We start from the raw sequence: 18,966 nt of genomic DNA on the forward strand, positions 1-18,966 counted from the left end.
TTATTTCTCCAAATACTCTTTCATCTCTTCTAAGGGAATCTGATTGATTGCTGCACTACCAAGCTCTGGCACGATGACGGTCTTAATCATTTTTCCACGAGCTTTTTTATCATGCACTAAAGCACCATATAAAACATCAATATCCCATGGTTGATAATCTGTTGGCAAACCAAATTTTTGGCACATGTTAAAGATATCTTTCGTGATACCTTTAGGCATCAAACCCTTCTTCTCAGCAACCCGAGAAATTTGTACCATACCAATCGCAACAGCTTCACCATGCATGACTTTGCCATATCCCGCTGTCGCTTCAACAGCATGTCCAATAGTGTGACCAAAGTTAAGGTAAAGTCGAACACCGTTATCAAGTTCATCTTCTACAACAACCTTACGTTTAACATTGCATGAACGATAAATAATGCTTTCTGCGTGTTTTAAGATACTTTCTGGTGAGCCATCCATAGCTGACAGCTCATCCCACAATTCAATATCTTCAATCAATCCATACTTGATAACTTCACCCATACCTTCAATGAGTTCACGTTTACCAAGCGTTTGAAGAGTTTCTGGATCAATCAATACACCATCAGGTTGCGTAAAAGTACCAACCATGTTTTTAGCAAATGGTGTATTTACCCCTGTTTTACCACCAATTGACGAATCAACTTGAGCAGTTAAACTTGTCGGAATTTGTAAGAAGTGAATTCCACGCATATAAGTAGACGCAACAAAACCTGCTAAATCTCCAACGACACCACCACCGAGAGCGACAATACCATCACTGCGTGTCATCCCATTTTTAACCAAAAATTCGTAAGCTTTATTTACAGTTTGAAGATTTTTAGAAGCCTCACCTTCTAAGAAATCAAACACAATCACTTCAAAGCCTGCATCTTCGATACTAAGCTTAACTTTCTCAGCGTACAATCTTCCAACATGGTTGTCAGTAATAAGGGCAATTTTTTGAGGTTGCCAAAGTGATTTCACCCAATCACCGGCTTTTGCTAAGACACCTTTTTCAATGACAATATCATAAGGTGTTTGGGGGAGATTAACATTTAATTTCATTAGCGTCACCTATAGCTCTTCTTATTTCGTATTATATTTTTCTTCAAGTGCTGACCAAATCTCAGCAGTCGGCATTTTTTCACCAGTCCAGATTTCAAAAGCTTCAGCCGCTTGGAACAAAAGCATTCCAAGTCCATTGAGAGCTGTTAAGCCTTTACTTCTAGCTAATTTCAAGAACGGCGTTTCAAATGGTTGGTAAATCGTATCAGCAACTAAAAGTCCTTCAGAAAACTCAAAGTCTTCTGTAATAATCATTGACTTACCGTCCATCCCAACACTTGTCGCGTTGACAAAAAGTTGTGATTCTAACACTTTTTCTTGAATTGTCTTTAAATCTTCGACTGGATATACAGTGATTGATACACCTGTTTTATCAGAAAGTTCTTCAGCTTTTTGACGTGTAGCATCTAAGAACTGTGTCTGATTGAAAATGTTAATATGACCAGCACCGTTGAGCGCTGCTTGAGCAATTAGAGCTGTAGCAGCTCCTCCGCCTCCAAGGATAGACATTGTTTTACCTTTGACATCAAAATCAGCAAAAGTAGAGAGGCTTCTAAAAAAACCAATACCGTCAGTATTGTGACCAACTAATTTGCCATCACGATTAATGACAGTATTCACAGCACCAATCAAGGCAGCTGAATCAGTCAACTCATCCATATACGGCATAACTTTTTGCTTGTACGGCATGGAAATATTCACACCGAACATGTCATAACGTTTAACATTTTCTAAAGTAACCGCTAAATCTTCTTCTGGGATATCCCATGCAACATAAACACCATTCACACCTGTTTTATCAAAAGCATAGTTATGAATAAACGGTGAAATAGAGTGCTTAATTGGTGTTGCCACGACAGCGGCTAAGCGAGTGTATCCATCAATCTGCATCAAGTACCTCCCTAATACGTTTCATATCAGCAAGAGCAACCTGTCCTGGTGCGCTTGTTTGATCTAGGCTTGCAAAAGACCATGATGATCCGAAAACATCAACAGCAAAACGTGATACGCGACCAAGTTTGCCCATTGACATAGTGGCATACTCTTGCTCAGGATTTAATGTCTTAAATCCGCGAGTATAGTTCATCAAGTCAATAACATCTTGTTCACTCTGTGGCATAACGGCAACTTTAACAACACGTGGTGCTAAAGCTGTTAGCTCAGAAAATGATTCCATCAAATTCTCAGGTGTTTCATCAAAATTATGATAAGACAAAACGAGATTTGGAAATTCTAACATTTGTTGGAAAGCTTCTTTATGTGAAAAATATTCAAAGTCAATATAGTCTGGGTGGTAAATAGCATTAATATTTTTCAAAAGCTCAACATACTCTTCGTCAGACAAGCTAAGATTTCCACCTTCTCTATCTGTTCGAATTGTAAAAACAATCTCTCTGCCAGAAAATTTTTCAAAGATTGCTGGTGCTACAGTCATAATATCTTCTTTAGGTAAAAAATCTGCTCGCCATTCAATAATATCGACGTCGTCAAATCTTGAAATATCAATCGACTGTGCCTCATCTAAATCTTTCGGCATAATAGGTACTACTATTTTCATTTCTTAACCTTTATTGTAAATACTTTCAAATAATTACTGCTCATGTCTGCTTTGTTAACCGTGAAATCACTTGGCAATTGTTGCAAACGAATGTATTCATGCTTAACAGAAGCAAATCCTTTTTCTAATTGCTTTTTAAACTGAGCTACTGTTAAGTTAGCTGCGTTTGTAGATGCGATTATTGTTCCATCATCAGATAATACTTCCAATGCTTGGCTAATTAATCGGTGATAATCTTTAGCAACTGAAAATGTTTGTTTTTTATTACGAGCAAAACTTGGTGGATCGATAACAATCAAATCAAAAGTCAAGTTTTTGCGCTTAGCGTACTTGAAATATTCAAAAACATCCATGACCACAAAATGGTGATTTGACAAATCAAGGCCATTGGCTTCAAAATGTGCTTGAGATAGTTCACGAGAACGTTTAGCAAGGTCTACAGATGTTGTCTCAGTTGCACCACCCATTGCTGCTGCAACAGAAAACGCCGCTGTGTAAGAAAACATGTTCAAAACACGTTTTCCAAGACCAAGTTCATTAATCAAAGCATCACGGACTTCATGCTGATCTAAGAAGATCCCTGTCATCAGGCCATCATTCATGAAAACACTGTATTTGACACCATTTTCCAAAATAGTAAATGTTTCAGGTGCTTCTTCACCATAAATGTGAGCTGACTCATAATCAAGTCCTTTAAAACGGATTTTCTCATATCCGCCCTTAACCGTAGGATAAACCTCTTGGAAGGCTTCGACAATCACATCACGATACTGATAAACAAAGGTATTGTACCAAGAAAATACAACAAAATCAGCATAACGATCTATCGTCACACCACCAAAATTATCTCCATCTTGATTAAATAATCGATAAGCTGTTGTCAGATCTGAGTTTTCAAAATGCTGACGCTTTTTCTTCGCCTTGCTAAATAAATTAACAAAGTAAGATTTGTTCAATTCAACATCTCCAGTTCCTAAAAACCAACCAATTCCCTTATTTTGACGAGAAAGGTATGCTGTTCCTAAGAACTTGCGTGAATGACTGTAAAGAACAACTAATTGATTATCTAAATCAAGTTGATGAAAGTCTTTTCCATCCAAAAGTTGAATACCACGCTTAATTTTCTTTTCAACAAAAGAATCCACGTATAGTTTGTTCATGAAGCCTATTATATCAAAAATTCAGAATTTTTCCCACTAAATTTTGCATTTATCACCCATACCAATAAAAGTTTTTATGTTATAATTGAAAATGAGATTTTATCTTTAGGAAAAAAAGAATAAAGGAAGTTCCTACAGTGAAAAAAATGAAACAAATTATCTCTCACGTGGTTAACACACGTTTGGGATTTATTTTGACACTTTTAGTCATTTATTGGCTAAAAACAATGTGGGCTTATCATGTTGACTTTAGTCTTGGACTAGAGAATCCGTATCAACTACTACTATCACTTATTAATCCTATTCCATTAGGATTACTTTTACTCGGGTTAAGCCTTTATATCAAAAGAACGCGTGTTTTTTATATTGTTAGTTGGATTATTTATACGATTTTAAATATCCTACTTATTTCCAATGCGATTTATTTCCGTGAATTCACAGACTTCATTACTGTAAGTACATTGCTTGCAAGTAGTAAAGTTTCTGCTGGTCTCGGGGATTCTGCCTTGAATCTATTTCGTGTCTGGGACGTTATTTATATCATCGACTACGTTATTTTAATCGCGCTATTTGCTACCAAAAAAATTAAAGCTGATAATCGTCCGTTTAACAAACGCGCAAGCTTTGCTATTACAGCCTTATCAACTTTATTTTTTTCAATCAACTTATTCATGGCTGAGATTGATCGTCCAGAACTTTTGACGCGTGGCTTCTCAAACGTATATGTTGTCCGTGCTCTTGGATTACCATCGTTTACAGCCTACAGTGCTAACCAAACATATCAGACTGAAAAAGTACGTAGCGAAGCTACCGCTTCTGATCTTGACGAAGCTAAGAATTACATTAGTGAACACTATGCGGCACCTAATTCAAAATATTATGGTATTGCTAAAGGAAAAAACGTTATTGTTATTCACTTGGAAAGTTTCCAACAATTCTTGATTGACTATCATTTGCAAGTTGATGGTAAATCATATGAAGTAACACCTTTCCTTAATTCACTTTACCACTCAAATTCAACCCTTGCTTTCTCAAACTTCTTCCACCAAGTCAAAGCCGGAAAAACATCTGACGCTGAAACGCTGATGGAAACATCATTATTTGGTCTTAGCAATGGTTCTTACTTAGTTAACTACGGTGGTACAAATACCGCCTATGCTGCTCCATCAATTCTTGGGCAAACCGGAGATTACACAAGCGCCGTATTCCACGGTAACGTTGGTACTTTCTGGAATCGAAATAACGCCTATAAACAATGGGGCTACGATTATTTCTTTGATTCTTCATACTTTGCAAAACAAAATAGCGAAAACTCATTCCAATATGGTTTGAATGATAAATACATGTTTGCTGATGCTATCAAGTATCTAGAACACATGCAACAGCCATTCTACACTAAATTCATTACTGTAAGTAACCATTATCCATACACTAGTCTTTCTGGTAATTCTGATGAAGAAGGATTCCCACTAGCTGATACTGATGATGAAACCATCAATGGTTACTTTGCTACCGCGAATTACCTAGATTCAGCTATCAAATCATTCTTTGATTACTTAAAAGAATCTGGTTTATATGACAACTCAATTATTGTACTTTATGGTGACCACTACGGTATTTCAAACTCACGAAACACTGATTTGGCTCCGCTTCTTGGAAAAGATTCTGAAACATGGACAAGCTACGATAACGCTATGCTCCAACGTGTTCCGTTTATGGTACACATTCCTGGTTACACCGAAGGATACGTCAGCGACACCTTTGGTGGTGAAGTTGATGCCTTACCAACACTACTTCATTTGTTAGGTGTTGATACAAGCAATTATATTCAACTTGGACAAGATTTATTGTCAGAAGACAATGACCAAACAGTTGCTTTCCGAACTGCTGGAGATTATGTTACTCCTACTTATACAAGCAGTAGCGGTCATCTCTACTACACAGCTACCGGGGAAGAAATTACTAATCCTGACGAAAATACACAAGCAACAACTAAAGCAATCCGTGATGCTGTTGCCCTACAGCTTTCAACAAGTGACGAGGTTCAAACAGGCGATCTTCTTCGATTTGCTAAAATACCTGGCTTAAAACAGGTTGATAGTTCAAAAATTTCTTATACAGATTCACTCAAATCATTAAAAACTATCGAGAAAAAACGTGGTGATGAGTCGACAAGTCTTTACAGTGAACATGGCAACGAATCAACCGTAGATATGTTTAAAGCTCCAAGCTACATGCAATTACACGAAACTTCAAGTAGCTCTAGCAGTGAATCAGAATAGCTTATCCATAAGCAAATAAACCACCAGCAATCCTGGTGGTTTTCTTATACTCTACCGCTTTAGACAACATAACTGCTACTTGATATGTATTTATTGCTTCCTCTACTCTATAGGAATGAAAAATATAATCAACTTAAACTTGCTTCTTAAATAACAGATAAATTTTAGCACAAAAAAAAGACTAACAAATGTTAGTCTTTTAATTAATTATTTACCAAGTTTAGCTTTAGCTGCATCTGCAAGAGCTGTGAAAGCTGCTGCATCGTTAACTGCTAAATCAGCAAGCATTTTACGGTTAACTTCGATTTCAGCCAATTTCAAACCGTGCATCAATTGTGAGTATGACAAACCGTTCATACGAGCTGCCGCATTAATACGAGTGATCCAAAGTTTACGGAAATCACGTTTTTTCTGACGACGGTCACGGTATGCATAGTAGTAAGAGTTCATTACTTGTTCTTTTGCAGTACGGAACAAGATATGTTTTGCACCATAGTAACCTTTAGCAAGTTTCAATACACGTTTACGACGTTTGCGTGATACAACGCCACCTTTAACACGAGCCATTTATATTCTCCTCCAAATAATTCTTTAATAATATCGAGTAATTGCTTTAGTCTTATTTAAGACCTGAAAGCATTGCTTTAATACGTTTGAAATCTCCTGAGTGCACCATAGCTGCTTTACGAAGATGACGACGTTGTTTTTTAGTTTTACCGTGGAAACGGTGTGAAGTAAATGCGCGGAAGCGTTTCAATCCACCAGAACCTGTACGTTTGAAACGTTTAGCTGATGCGCGGTGTGTTTTTTGTTTTGGCATTTTAAAATTCTCCTCTTAAAATAGTTTAAAATTGACAATTATTTTTTGTCTGGAATTGGAGCAAGTTGCATGAACATTTGACGTCCATCCATTTTAGCTCTTTGCTCAATAATAGCAATATCTTGCGTTCTTTCTGCAAATTCCGCCAATACCTTTGCTCCAATTTCTTTGTGAGTAATCATACGACCTCTAAAGCGAATAGAGACTTTCACTTTGTTTCCTTTTTCAAGGAATTTACGGCCGTTACGAAGTTTAGTCTCAAAGTCACCTTTATCGATAACTGGGCTAAGACGAACTTCTTTAACAGTCACAACAGCTTGTTTCTTGCGTTGTTCCTTACGTTTTTTCTGATACTCAAACTTGAACTTTCCGTAGTCCATAATTCTAGCAACAGGTGGCGTAGCTTGTGGTTGAATAAGAACCAAATCAACATTAGCGTCATCAGCAATAGCTTGAGCCTCTGATAATGGTTTAATTCCTAACTGTTCACCATCAAGACCAATGAGACGAACTTCGCGAACGCGGATTTCATCGTTAATGAATAGATCTTTCTTAGCTATGATCTTCACCTCTTTATTTTTTTAGAGAAAAACGAAACGGACTTGATAAATTCAAGCCCGCACACACGTAATATTCCTAATGGAATCTTTGACATGTTGGGCCAGACAACCGTAGTCGCAAGGCGAGAAGTTCTCACTTCTGCTTTTCTCATTGATTATATTCTATCACAGTAATTAATCCATGTCAATGATTTTTTCTGCTTTTTCTTGAATAAATTTGACAACACCGTCAATATCTACTCCAGTTGTATCGAAAGTGATAGCATCTTCTGCTGCTTTTAGTGGAGATACTTCACGGTGACTATCTTTGTAATCACGTTCAGCAATTTCACGTTTTAGCGTTTCAAAATCTGTTTCAATACCTTTTTCTTTATTTTCTTTGAAGCGACGTTCAGCGCGCTCTTCAACAGATGCAATCAAAAAGATTTTAAGTTCTGCATCAGGTAGAACGACTGTCCCAATGTCTCGACCGTCCATGATAATCGCTCCATTTTTAGCAATACGGCGTTGTTGTTCTACAAGTTCTTCACGAACTTCTGGAATTGCTGCTACCCAAGAAACGTTATTCGTAACATCGTTTTGACGGATATCAAGTGTAACTTCTTTATCACCTACAAATACTGTTTGGCTACCATCCTCAGCTCGCCCAAATGATACTGGGTTTTCTGCTAAAGCTTTTAAAATTTCTTTTACATTGTTTTCTGTTAAATTATTTTTTAATGCAAGATATGTTGCTGAACGGTACATTGCTCCAGTATCAAGATAAGTATAGCCAAGATTTTTCGCAATAATCTTGGCTACAGTACTCTTTCCACTTGAAGCAGGACCATCAATCGCAATTCTAATTGATTTCATGATTCCTTTTTCTTCCTAATTAACGTATACTTCATCTCCAGGATTTGCGTACCAATATCCTTGAGTCATGTGGTCTGGGTTTAATTCGTAAAGTTTATCGACTGAGATACCAGCACGAGCTGCAATTGAAGCAGCACCTTCACCTGACATAACAGTGATTGTATCACCATTACCTTCACTTGATGAATCTTCTGTTGTATCACTTGAACTTTCGTCTGTTGAAGGAGCTTCTGTTGAATCTTGAGAAGCTTCTGAACTTGCTGCTTCAGATGAAGATACAACACTGCTAGACGATGCTCCATAAAAATTTGATGTTTCTGATGCTTTGTCGCCACCACGATTTGAAGTGTAAAAAACTACAAATAGAATCGCAACGACAATAACAAAGAAAACACTCAATAAAGCCGTCAAAAAAGGTGTACTAACAACAGAATCTTTTGTTTTACGGCTAATTCTGATTTCGTTGTCATCGACTACTTTTTCTTCCCATGGTTGTTTTGCCATAATGTCCCCTTGTTAAATATATCATTTCATACTACAATAGTAGTATGAAAGTATCAATAATTCCTGAAAAATGCATCGCTTGCGGTCTATGCCAAACATATTCTGACCGTTTTGATTATCATGATGATGGCATTGTAAAATTTGCTAATTCTGATTCTTTAGAACAAACCTTTCCAGACTCTGACAAGGACACACTTCTCGCTGTCAAATCTTGTCCAACCAAAGCTCTTACGATTTAGTAGGAGCTTTTTTGTTAGACTTATAAGTTTCAAAATAATCAAGTTTAATTAGATTGTCCGTTAACTCAACTGAGCCACGAAAATCTGGATGAATAGCCAAAGCATCTAAGAAGTACTTCTTAGGCCATTTTCTCATGTAAAAAATTCTATCTGGCTGATTTTTTATTTTCAAAGTTAAACCTGATTTATTAACATCAACTCTTTCAATCTGTGCAATTGCCACTCTTGATTTTTTAAAAGGATTTAACGAAACAATACGAAGTTTTCCATCTTCTTCTATTACAAAATAGCGGTGAAAACCTAATCCAACCAAAATAATAAAGATAGCAAATAAAACAAAGAATTGACTCGGTATTTTTGTTCGCTCAAACAATAATGATAAGCCGATAAACATTGGTACCAGAGCAATCGACCAATAAATAATTGACCAAGATAGTTCTGGCTGCCAGTGATATCGAATCTTTCCAAAGATTTTAATCATTGCAGTCCTCCGTTAGTTAATGTAACAAACATTGCTTAGATAAAACTTAACTATTTTTGAACAATTCCAATGATAACATCAACTGCTTTTTCCATTGTTTGAAGGCTAACGAACTCAAAACGTCCGTGCATGTTTTCACCACCAGCAAACAAGTTAGGTGTTGGAATACCCATAAATGAGATTTTAGACCCGTCTGTTCCACCACGAATTGGTTCAATGACAGGCTTGATATCTAAATCTTCCATAACTTCTTTTGCTAGTTCAACAGAAGTCATATCTTTTTCAATGACTTTTTTCATGTTGTAGTATTGGTCATTGAGTGTAATAATAACGCACTCTTTGCCAAGTTCAGCATTCATTTTATCAGCGATTTCTTGAACCATTTTTTTACGATTTTCAAATGATTCATCTTCAAAATCACGAATGATATATGAACTATGCGCTTGTTCTACGCTACCATTCATTCCGTGCAAGTGGAAGAATCCTTCATAACCTTCAGTGTTTTCAGGACGATCAGTTTCTGGAAGTTTATTGTGAAAATCGATTGCCAATTGCAAAGCGTTAATCATTTGATTTTTAGCTGTACCTGGGTGAACATTGCGTCCCATGAAATCAATTTCTAAGCCAGCAGCGCTAAACGTTTCGTATTGAAGTTCTCCAAGAGGACCACCATCAACAGTATATGCAAAGTCAACATTGAAGTCTTCAACATCAAACTTGTCAGCTCCAACACCGATTTCTTCATCAGGACCAAATCCGACGCGAATCTCACCGTGTTTGATTTCTGGGTGAGCAACAAGATACTCGATTGCTGTCATGATTTCAGCAATACCAGATTTGTCATCAGAACCAAGAAGTGTTGTCCCGTCTGTTGTTACCAAAGTTTGACCAAGGTAATTATTCAAATTTGGAAATTCTTCTGGTGTGAGAGCATAACCTGATTGACCAAGTTCGATAGATCCTCCAGCATAGTTCTCAATGATTTGTGGAGCGATTCCTTCAGCATTAAAATCAGCTGTATCCATGTGAGCGATGAAGCCAATTTTACGTGTTTTTGAAGCATCATTTGCTGGTAATGTACCAACAAGATAACCATTTGTTAAATAGTGCACATCTTGCAAACCAACAGCTTCCATTTCAGGTTTCAAAACATTAAGTGCAAAATCAACCTGAGTCTGAGTTGAAGGTGTTGTTGTGCTTTCTGGGTTACTACGTGTATTGACTTTCACATAAGTCAAAAAACGATTCAATAAGTTTTCGTAAGACATTATTCACCTCTATATTTTTCCATATCATTATACCATATATTCACCAACAAAAAAACAACCACGTAGGTTGTTTTTTGCATGAGTTTTAGAAAAATATTTTCTAATTTGAAACGTGATAATAAGCTTTCGAAGCTAAATCACCAGAACCAATATCTGCTGAAGAAATTACACGATCTTTAGAAATATCTGTATTATCTTCTTGGCCATTTAAGTAGTCAGATGAAAATGTTGTATTCGCTGGAACAATATAAAGCGTAACATTTGAACGTTGTCCTGTCTGAACATCAAGCAAAAGAATACCATTTTGATCAATGTCCAAAACATTAGGCGTCATACCTTCAGTTGCTAATCCTTGATTACTAAAAGTTAGGACATTTCCTGCAGCGTTTTGCCAATTTCCTGCCATTGTCGAATAGTTTGCTTTTAAGATCGCACCAGTATAAATCGGAGCAATCTCTTGTTCAGCTTGTGATTGTTCAGTTGATGTTTCTGCTGTAGATGATTGACTCTCTTGAGAATTAGACGATGAACTACTTGTACTTGAACTTGAGCTAGAAGAAGTAACTTTAGTACTTGTCTTTGTTGTTTGTGAACTGTGTTTTGTCTGATGTTGAGTCTGACTTGTACAAGCTGTCACCATGCAAAGTGATAAAACTAAAGTCAGAACAAGTTTCAATTTATTTTTCATCGTAATTCTCCCCCCTTACCAAGTGAATCGACCAGTGTAATCAATACTTTCATCGAGTGGATGAGATAATTTTGGCGATGCACTTGTATACTGCCAAGCAGCGCTATTTGAATAGTAAGACAATGATTTAGCAGATTCTTGATCCAAATACTGAGTAGAGTACAAATAATGCGCTACCCAAAGATTTGACATGCCAAATTTTGAAGTGTTGAATTTTCCACCTTTAACATCAAGCCAAGATGCCATTGTGTAATAAACGTTATTGTTGTAACCAAGACGATTCATCTCGTCTTTCCAAGCTTGTGTATTAGCATTCAAATCACTTCTAAGCATAGCCTGCTCTTCCATATCATTAACCATAGTCGTCGCACCAGAAAGCCCCATTGACTTAGCAGCATTTACAAAATACTGTGCCTCAGCTTTTGCTTCTGCTGCTGATTCATAGTGAGAATAGTGATAGGCTGATACTCGCAGACCTGCAGCTTGAGCATTAGCAATTTGAGCACGGGCATATGGGTTTGTATATGAAGTTCCTTCGGTTAATTTAACAACTACTCCAGTAATTCCTTGACGTTTCAATGATTGGTACTCGCTAACTGAAATCACACCATTGTGACTACTAATGTCGATAAAGTATGACTGAGCATGGACTGGTTTATCAGCATTCAAACGATAAGTACCAAGATTAAATCCTGAAGTTGTGTTATCCGTAAAGTCTACATAAACGTGAACAGTATAATCTCCTTTGATATAGTCATGATTCTTTTCATTAACCATAACAGTCACTACGCCGTCGTGGATGTCTGAACTTGTATACCAGTGAAGATTTGATTGATTGCTTTCTGACCATGCTGCAACACGAACAAGTTTTATAGTCTTAGAATTCTCTGATTCTGCAATACGAACTTTCAAAGTACCGCCATTGGCATCATGATTTTGAACAGTTACAGTTGGCTCAACAACATATTTCTCAGTTGCTAAATCGACTCCACCTGTAGATGATAATCCTTCTAATGAGTGACTAATTTGGCTCTGACCATAAATGTGAATATTATAGTGGCATGACTCAAAATTATGTTGCTTAGGTGAGAAATTTAAAACATATGTGCCATCAGATTGCTTAGTAGCTTGATACCATTTAAGGTCGTCTTGACCATTTGCTTCAGTCCAAACAGGAATTGTGATACCAGTAATATAAACAGGAACATTTGAAACCGTTACTTTAACACTAACTTCACTTTCTTTAGTGATTGTTGTTTTAATTTCTGGTTTTGGAATATTAACTTTTGTAGATCCAATGCAAACCATTTGACCTTTGACATTTGCATATGTGTCCACAAAATATGTACCGTAGTCACCTGTATAGGGAGCCACAACATGTCCTGTGGTATCGCTATACCATTTCAAATCATCTTGACCCTTGGCTGCTGACCAAACGGCATGGGACACATTAGCTGATTTAGCAACATCTTGTGGCATCCTAATTTCAATACCATTTGCGCCCACTTTAGCTGTAATATCAATATCTCCAAGGTGATAATCACTAGTAAAACTTGTACCACCTAGACCTGTTAAAGTATTGGTAACACTGCTGATTCCGTAATAGTGAACATTATATTTACCACTTTCAAGATTATGTTCAGCGACACTAAATGTTTTAGTGAAGGTACCGTCAGATTGACGCTCTGCTGTATACCAAATAATATCATCTTGATCATTTTTAGCCGTCCATGTTGGTAGCTGAATACTAGTGATATAAACAGGAACATCCGACACAGTTACTTTATAGATTGTACCATCTAATTTTGTAATGCTAACTTTAGCACTTGGTTTTGGAACGTCAATACTTGTTGCACTCAAGCACACCATTTGGCCTTTAACGACACCATAAGTATGAACAAGATACGTTCCGTATGAACCAGTATATTTAGCTGTCATCTGACCATTAGCTGGAACTTTATACCAAATAATATCATCTTGATCACGCTCTGCTGACCAAACGGCATGATACACTGTAATATCCGAACTAACGTCGCTTGGCATTGAAATACTAATACCATTTTGACCAAGATTAGTCTCAACATGAACGTCACCAAATTTGTAATCACCTTGGAAACTTGTTCCGGTTAAACCTGTTAGTGAATTCGTTACCGCACTTGTACCATAAACATGGACATTGTACTGACCACTTTCAAGATTATGTTCAGCAACACTAAATGTTTTAGTGAATGTTCCATCAGAATTATGAGTAGTGCTATACCACTGAATATCATCCTGACCGCCCTTTTCTGTCCAGGTCGGGAGTTGAATACTAGTGATGTAGGCCGGAATATCTGATACTGTTACCTTATAAGTTGTATCACTTTCTTTTACGATACTAACTTTAGCACTTGGTTTTGGGACGTCAATTGTACGGCCGTTTAAACCTTTCATTTGACCATTAAGATTTTGGTAAGTATGAATGTTGTATAACCCATATGAGCCTGTATATTTAGCTACTACATGGCCATTACTATCAGCTGTATACCAAATAAGGTCATCTTGGCCATTGACCTCTGACCAAACCGCAAACATGATTTTAGCTCCCGGTGTGATAGCTTCATTGTATTGAAGTTCGAATCCTTTAGCGGTTAAAGTTGCACTTGTTGTTTCTTTTTTAACAACTTTTGACTCAGCTAATTGATCAATAACTTTCTGGCTAATCGCTTGAACATTCGATGTAGAAACTTTAGAGTCTGTAAGAATTAATTTTTTTGTCTCATCTGGTGAGGCATTTTCATCATCACTGTTGATCTCTTGCTGTTCTGAAGTAGTGATATTTTCATCTTCAACAGATTCATCAGATACCTCTTTTGAAATTACAGAGGAGATTAAAGTATTATCTTCTGTAGTTTCTTGAGTCTCAGAAGATACTGCTTCTTGGTTATTAAAATCAGATTGTTCTTGATCTACTGACTGATCCTCTGATAATTGAACGTCGTTATTCACATCAGTATTTTGCTGAGCTGACTCAGATTCATTTACAGTTGATTGAACACTCTCAGTGACTGTCGTTGCTTGCACCGGGATATTTTCGTCAGCGAAAACGTGCCCCGAACTTAAAAAAGCTCCTATGATAAGTGGAGATACTAGGCAGCTTCGAAGGATATTCTTTTTCACATTAATCCCCCCTCTTTCTATCTTTCCTAGTAAACATTTTACCATGATTTTGAAAGCCCTTCAAGTGCTCAAAATACTGAAATGGCAGTGATTACTACCACTGCCATTTTATTCTAATCTGGATAAATGTATGAAACGTCACCGCCCCAGAATGAATCAAGCGGATTGAACCAGCCTCGGAAATTGCCAATATATTGTTTTCCTGCATAGTTTGCTTCTTTAACTTGAATACGTGTATTACTTGAAACATGAGTTACGTAAGCAACGTGTCCATATCCGCCACCATCATGAGGCCAAACAACAATTGATCCAACTCTTGGAGTCGTTCCTACTCTAAATCCTTTCGCACGCGCATTGACTGCCCATCCACCAGCATTACCAAGCCAGTTTGGAATCCAAGGTGCTAAAGACTTAACACCCCAAGTACATTGTCCAACCGGATACGTATTGGTTTCATTAATGTACGTTGTAATACGTGGAGATGGGGTTGCTTGAGGTTTATAAGACTGATCAGCAAGATTAAATGTCGCTGTCGAATTATCTGAGTAAATCACCGTCGCAGTCACAGAAAAAGTATCTGCTTGATTATTAATAGATTTCAAATCAACTGTCTGAGAAACTTTACCATAAGATGTCGTTTTTGCTTCGTACATTTTTGATTTTTGTGAATTTGATTTTGAAGTAACTTGTACTCGCAAACCATTAACTCGTTTTGACATTGCCTTTTCAGTAGCAGTTACTTTAAATGTACCATTTCCTTTATTAATCTCACTAATACCAATCGCAGGATTTTCTAGGCCACTAATCTGTTCAACTCGGAAACCTGGGGTTCCAGACAAACAATCAAAATTATTTGTAATTGAATTCTGACCATAAATGTGAACACTGTAGTCTCCTAAATCAAATCCATGATTAGTTAGTTGAACTACTGCTTTGTAAGTGCCATCAGAAATTTTATCCGCCTGATACCATTTTAAATCATCTTGACTATTAACATTCGACCAGACTGGTACAGTTATTGAAATAATGTACTCAGGAACATTGCTAACCACAACTTCATAAGTCTTATCAGAAATCTGATTAATCTGACTTGAAACTTCTTGCTTTTCAATCATTGTATCCTGACCATTAATTGCAGTCATTTTACCGTTTTGAGCTAAGTACGTATGAACAAAATATCTTCCATACCCCTTATGATTTTTCAAGTCGACGCTCGTCACACCTTTTCCTGAATCATCATACCATCTTAAATCATCTTGACCATTTTCTTCTGACCAAACAGCATAAGTAATTTTTCCGTTAGATGGAGCATTAATATCAGTTGACAACTGAATTTTACCATTTTGAACACTTACTTGCGGAGCCTTTGGACTAATTTTTGTAGCATCTAATGCTATACCTGAAACTCGTCCATCAGAATAAGTTGTATAAACATGAGTAATATAATTTCCAGCACGATTACCATAATCCGCTAAATTAACTTTAACTTTTGCTTGACCATTATTAATATCAGTTACATTGTACCACTTAAGATCATCCTGACCATTTTCTTCTGACCAAACTGCAACGTCAATACTTTTAATAGCTTTTCCGTTAGGCGATTGCTGAGCGGTCACTTCAAATGTTTTACTTACAGCATCAAATGGAGTTTTTGTTACTATGGCATCATTTTGTTGATCTGCCATGACAGAGTTAGAAAGAATTGCCATACTTAGTACGGCCGTAGACAATAAAGCTGATTTGATTTTATTCAAAAAGCTGTTCTCCTTTTTTTAATATAATGTTTTACACTATATTAATTCGGAAAAACAGCTAAAAACCTTTATAAAATTTTAATTTTATCCCTTTTCTTTGATGATATAAACAGGACGATTTTTAGTTTCAAGGAAAATCTTAGAAATATATTTTCCGATAATTCCTAAAGCAAGCAGTTGAATACCACCAATAAATAAAATAATACAAACTAAACTTGCCCAACCAGAAACACTACCACCAATTGTTAATTTGCGGATAATGATAAATAAAATTCCTAAGATTGATACAATAAACGATACTGATCCAGCCCAAAGAGATAAATCAAGTGGCGCCTCAGAAAAATTGATAAACCCTTCCATTGAGTATTTTAGCAAGCTCCAAAAACTCCATGATGTTTCACCAGCCACGCGCTCACGATTTTCATAAGCGATATATGTGACATCAAAACCAACCCAAGAAAAGATTCCTTTTGAGAAGCGATTAACTTCTCCAAGTTCCAAGATACTATCCACAACTTGTCTAGTCATTAAGCGGAAATCACGCGCGCCGTCCACCATCTCTGTATCAGAAACGGCATTAATGATTTTATAAAACATTTTTGAAAAGAAAGAACGAATAACTGGTTCACCTTTTCGATCAGCACGACGTGTTCCCACAACATCATAACCTTCTTCAATTTTTTCATACATATCAATCAAAAGTTCAGGTGGATCTTGCAAATCAGCGTCCATAACTGTGATAAAATCACCATCTGCAGCTTCAAGCCCAGCTAATAAACCTGCCTCTTTCCCAAAATTTCGTGAGAATGACAAATAGTGAACATTCGCAAAGCGATTAGCGACATCTCGAAGAACTTTTAAAGTTTCATCCTTTGAACCATCATTGACAAAAATGTAATCAAAAATCAATTGGTCCTTCATTTTACTCTCAACTTTTTGAGTTTCTTCTAAAAATGGATAAATTGTTTCTTGTTCATTGTAGCAAGGAACAACAATAGATAGTTTTTTCATTTATTTACCTTCAGTAAGTTTAAAAATTATAATAATTAAAAACGGTACTTAATAGCATCGTGTAAATAAAACACAAAGAAATATCTAAAATAATTTTTTCGCTGATAAAATCTCTAAATTTCTCTAAATTTTTATTATTAACTGACATAAAAATTAAAAGAGCCGGAATAATCCCTAAAACATATCTATCCTGTACCCCTTCTACTTTAAACGCTCCAACAGGGGTCCAAGTAAGATACATAGCTAAAATAATACCTGCATAAAGACCAATAATAACTACAAATAAGCTACTTCTTTCTAAAAATCCAATCTCAACTTTATTTGAATTATTAAAAACAACTATTACTAGGAAAAGGATAAGATATGAGATTAAAAATGTCGGCCCATACGAAAGCCATCCAAATAAATTAATATTTGCTGGATTTAAAAGTCTCATAAAAAATTCCCCCAACAACACTTTGAAATATACAAAAGGTTGACTAATAATTGATAATATTTGTTTTTTAGCATCCACATTAGCTAAATAGTCTACATTTAAATAATTGACATTAATAATCTCTGAGTATGTTTTCATCCAAAAAATAGTTACTAAAATAACTAAAAATACTCCTAAAAACTTAATCAAATAGACTTTCTTTTTGTTTAGATTAAAACTATTATTTGGAATAAATAAAAGAAGAAAAATAAATAGAATAAACGGAAGTTTTATAGTTGCTAATATCGAACAAAGAAATACGTATATAAATATCTTCCATGTTTTTATTTTACTACTTTCTTGATAAAAATGAGCTAGCAAACTTAGTATTAATAAAATAATTCCTAAACCTATCGTATCTTGATTATATGAACCAGCAAGATAAATGTTCATTGGTAAAAGACTAGCTACAGAAATAATTTGTGCTAATTTTCCTGATATATTTATAGCAATAAAAATTAAAATAGCGTAAGCAATGACATTAAAAATTCTTCCTAATAAATAACTAAAAATAATACTTATATCTAAAATATTTCCAATTTTCAAGCCGATTGCTTGAGGTAAATATCCAAAAATATAATATGCATTTGTAACTGTTAAACGCTCATTCACTATTTCCTTATTACTTGGTAAAACACTTTTTAAATGGCTATTTGATATTGTTTCACCTGTTTCTGTATCAATCTGAGCATAATCCTCTGATTCCAACAGGTTCTTAAAATTATTAGAAAGATTTAAATCACCCTCTGAAAGGAACAAGCTTCTTTGATAATGAACAGGCTCATCAGGAATATCATTGATTGGACTTAGGCAAGCTGAAGTAATACCCATAATTAAAATAAAAATAGCAGTCCGATACTCAATCTTCATTATTGGAATACTTATCAAAAAAATTCCAATAATAAATAGTACAAGTGTAAGCTTTACAGGGATATCATTATTATCTCCGTAAACTACGTACATAATTAAAAAAACTAGAAGGAGCAAACTGTATGATTTCCAGTTGCTCGTTATAATGTCTGCAGTAGATTGTGCAATCCTCTCAAACTTTTGCTTAATAAAATATCCTTTAGAAATCATATTA

General features: G+C 35.8%; 18 protein-coding genes and 1 other annotated feature. Of the genes, 2 read left to right on the forward strand and 16 right to left on the reverse strand.

Features of this window, described 5'->3' with window-relative positions:
• The 4 genes from aroB to ACNTMY_RS05625 are packed head-to-tail and all read right to left on the reverse strand — an operon-like array spanning position 1 to position 3,786.
• On the reverse strand, positions 1-1,068 hold the full coding sequence (gene aroB / locus ACNTMY_RS05610) for a 3-dehydroquinate synthase (RefSeq protein WP_423215703.1): 1,068 nt from the start codon (positions 1,066-1,068) through the stop codon (positions 1-3).
• Positions 1,069-1,089: 21 nt separating this feature from the next.
• Positions 1,090-1,959, reverse strand: coding sequence for a shikimate dehydrogenase (locus ACNTMY_RS05615; protein WP_423215704.1), 870 nt, complete (start codon positions 1,957-1,959; stop codon positions 1,090-1,092).
• On the reverse strand, positions 1,949-2,626 hold the full coding sequence (gene aroD, locus ACNTMY_RS05620; protein WP_423215705.1) for a type I 3-dehydroquinate dehydratase: 678 nt from the start codon (positions 2,624-2,626) through the stop codon (positions 1,949-1,951). Before aroD ends, ACNTMY_RS05615 begins: the two co-directional genes overlap by 11 nt.
• On the reverse strand, positions 2,623-3,786 hold the full coding sequence (locus tag ACNTMY_RS05625) for a class I SAM-dependent rRNA methyltransferase (RefSeq protein ID WP_423215706.1): 1,164 nt from the start codon (positions 3,784-3,786) through the stop codon (positions 2,623-2,625). Before ACNTMY_RS05625 ends, aroD begins: the two co-directional genes overlap by 4 nt.
• 137 nt (positions 3,787-3,923) lie before the next feature.
• Here ACNTMY_RS05625 and ACNTMY_RS05630 point away from each other — a divergent pair, with 137 nt between their 5' ends.
• Positions 3,924-6,068 carry an LTA synthase family protein gene (locus ACNTMY_RS05630; protein WP_423215707.1) on the forward strand — a complete coding sequence of 715 codons (2,145 nt, stop codon included), beginning with the start codon at positions 3,924-3,926 and terminating at the stop codon, positions 6,066-6,068.
• A gap of 207 nt (positions 6,069-6,275) precedes the next feature.
• Here ACNTMY_RS05630 and rplT read toward each other — a convergent pair whose 3' ends face one another.
• From rplT to ACNTMY_RS05655, 5 genes are all read right to left on the reverse strand, one after another.
• Positions 6,276-6,635 (reverse strand): 50S ribosomal protein L20, encoded by a 360-nt coding sequence (rplT, locus tag ACNTMY_RS05635; RefSeq protein WP_000124839.1) that lies wholly within the window; start codon positions 6,633-6,635, stop codon positions 6,276-6,278.
• Between the two features lie 52 nt (positions 6,636-6,687).
• Positions 6,688-6,888 carry a 50S ribosomal protein L35 gene (rpmI, locus tag ACNTMY_RS05640; protein WP_003065422.1) on the reverse strand — a complete coding sequence of 67 codons (201 nt, stop codon included), beginning with the start codon at positions 6,886-6,888 and terminating at the stop codon, positions 6,688-6,690.
• A gap of 38 nt (positions 6,889-6,926) precedes the next feature.
• A complete protein-coding gene (gene infC, locus ACNTMY_RS05645; protein WP_004232283.1) occupies positions 6,927-7,457 on the reverse strand; it encodes a translation initiation factor IF-3 in 531 nt (176 codons plus the stop codon).
• Between the two features lie 13 nt (positions 7,458-7,470).
• Positions 7,471-7,599, reverse strand: a sequence feature (ribosomal protein L20 leader region).
• A 23-nt stretch (positions 7,600-7,622) separates the two neighbouring features.
• Positions 7,623-8,303, reverse strand: coding sequence for a (d)CMP kinase (cmk, locus tag ACNTMY_RS05650; RefSeq protein WP_423215708.1), 681 nt, complete (start codon positions 8,301-8,303; stop codon positions 7,623-7,625).
• Positions 8,304-8,318: 15 nt separating this feature from the next.
• A complete protein-coding gene (locus ACNTMY_RS05655) occupies positions 8,319-8,807 on the reverse strand; it encodes an SAG1386/EF1546 family surface-associated protein (protein WP_423215709.1) in 489 nt (162 codons plus the stop codon).
• Positions 8,808-8,851: 44 nt separating this feature from the next.
• Here ACNTMY_RS05655 and ACNTMY_RS05660 point away from each other — a divergent pair, with 44 nt between their 5' ends.
• Entirely contained in the window at positions 8,852-9,046 is a 195-nt protein-coding gene (locus ACNTMY_RS05660; protein ID WP_004232288.1) for a ferredoxin, read from the forward strand.
• On the opposite strand, the gene ACNTMY_RS05665 is transcribed toward ACNTMY_RS05660, so the two are convergent.
• From ACNTMY_RS05665 to ACNTMY_RS05695, 7 genes are all read right to left on the reverse strand, one after another.
• The gene (locus tag ACNTMY_RS05665) at positions 9,036-9,527 is read right to left on the reverse strand and encodes an EbsA family protein (RefSeq protein WP_423215710.1); all 492 of its coding nucleotides are present in this window, start codon (positions 9,525-9,527) and stop codon (positions 9,036-9,038) included. The genes ACNTMY_RS05660 and ACNTMY_RS05665 overlap by 11 nt on opposite strands.
• A 50-nt stretch (positions 9,528-9,577) precedes the next feature.
• A complete protein-coding gene (gene pepT, locus ACNTMY_RS05670; protein ID WP_423215711.1) occupies positions 9,578-10,795 on the reverse strand; it encodes a peptidase T in 1,218 nt (405 codons plus the stop codon).
• A 100-nt stretch (positions 10,796-10,895) separates the two neighbouring features.
• A complete protein-coding gene (locus ACNTMY_RS05675) occupies positions 10,896-11,483 on the reverse strand; it encodes a DUF6287 domain-containing protein (protein WP_423215712.1) in 588 nt (195 codons plus the stop codon).
• Between the two features lie 15 nt (positions 11,484-11,498).
• The gene (locus ACNTMY_RS05680; RefSeq protein ID WP_423215713.1) at positions 11,499-14,642 is read right to left on the reverse strand and encodes a GBS Bsp-like repeat-containing protein; all 3,144 of its coding nucleotides are present in this window, start codon (positions 14,640-14,642) and stop codon (positions 11,499-11,501) included.
• A 113-nt stretch (positions 14,643-14,755) separates the two neighbouring features.
• On the reverse strand, positions 14,756-16,396 hold the full coding sequence (locus tag ACNTMY_RS05685) for a GBS Bsp-like repeat-containing protein (protein WP_423215714.1): 1,641 nt from the start codon (positions 16,394-16,396) through the stop codon (positions 14,756-14,758).
• A gap of 84 nt (positions 16,397-16,480) precedes the next feature.
• Positions 16,481-17,407 carry a glycosyltransferase family 2 protein gene (locus tag ACNTMY_RS05690; RefSeq protein WP_423215715.1) on the reverse strand — a complete coding sequence of 309 codons (927 nt, stop codon included), beginning with the start codon at positions 17,405-17,407 and terminating at the stop codon, positions 16,481-16,483.
• A 19-nt stretch (positions 17,408-17,426) separates the two neighbouring features.
• On the reverse strand, positions 17,427-18,962 hold the full coding sequence (locus ACNTMY_RS05695) for a DUF2142 domain-containing protein (RefSeq protein WP_423215716.1): 1,536 nt from the start codon (positions 18,960-18,962) through the stop codon (positions 17,427-17,429).
• Positions 18,963-18,966 lie beyond the last annotated feature (4 nt).

The sequence above is a fragment of the Streptococcus equinus genome (assembly GCF_049393735.1).
In the GTDB taxonomy this organism is placed as follows: domain Bacteria; phylum Bacillota; class Bacilli; order Lactobacillales; family Streptococcaceae; genus Streptococcus; species Streptococcus equinus_G.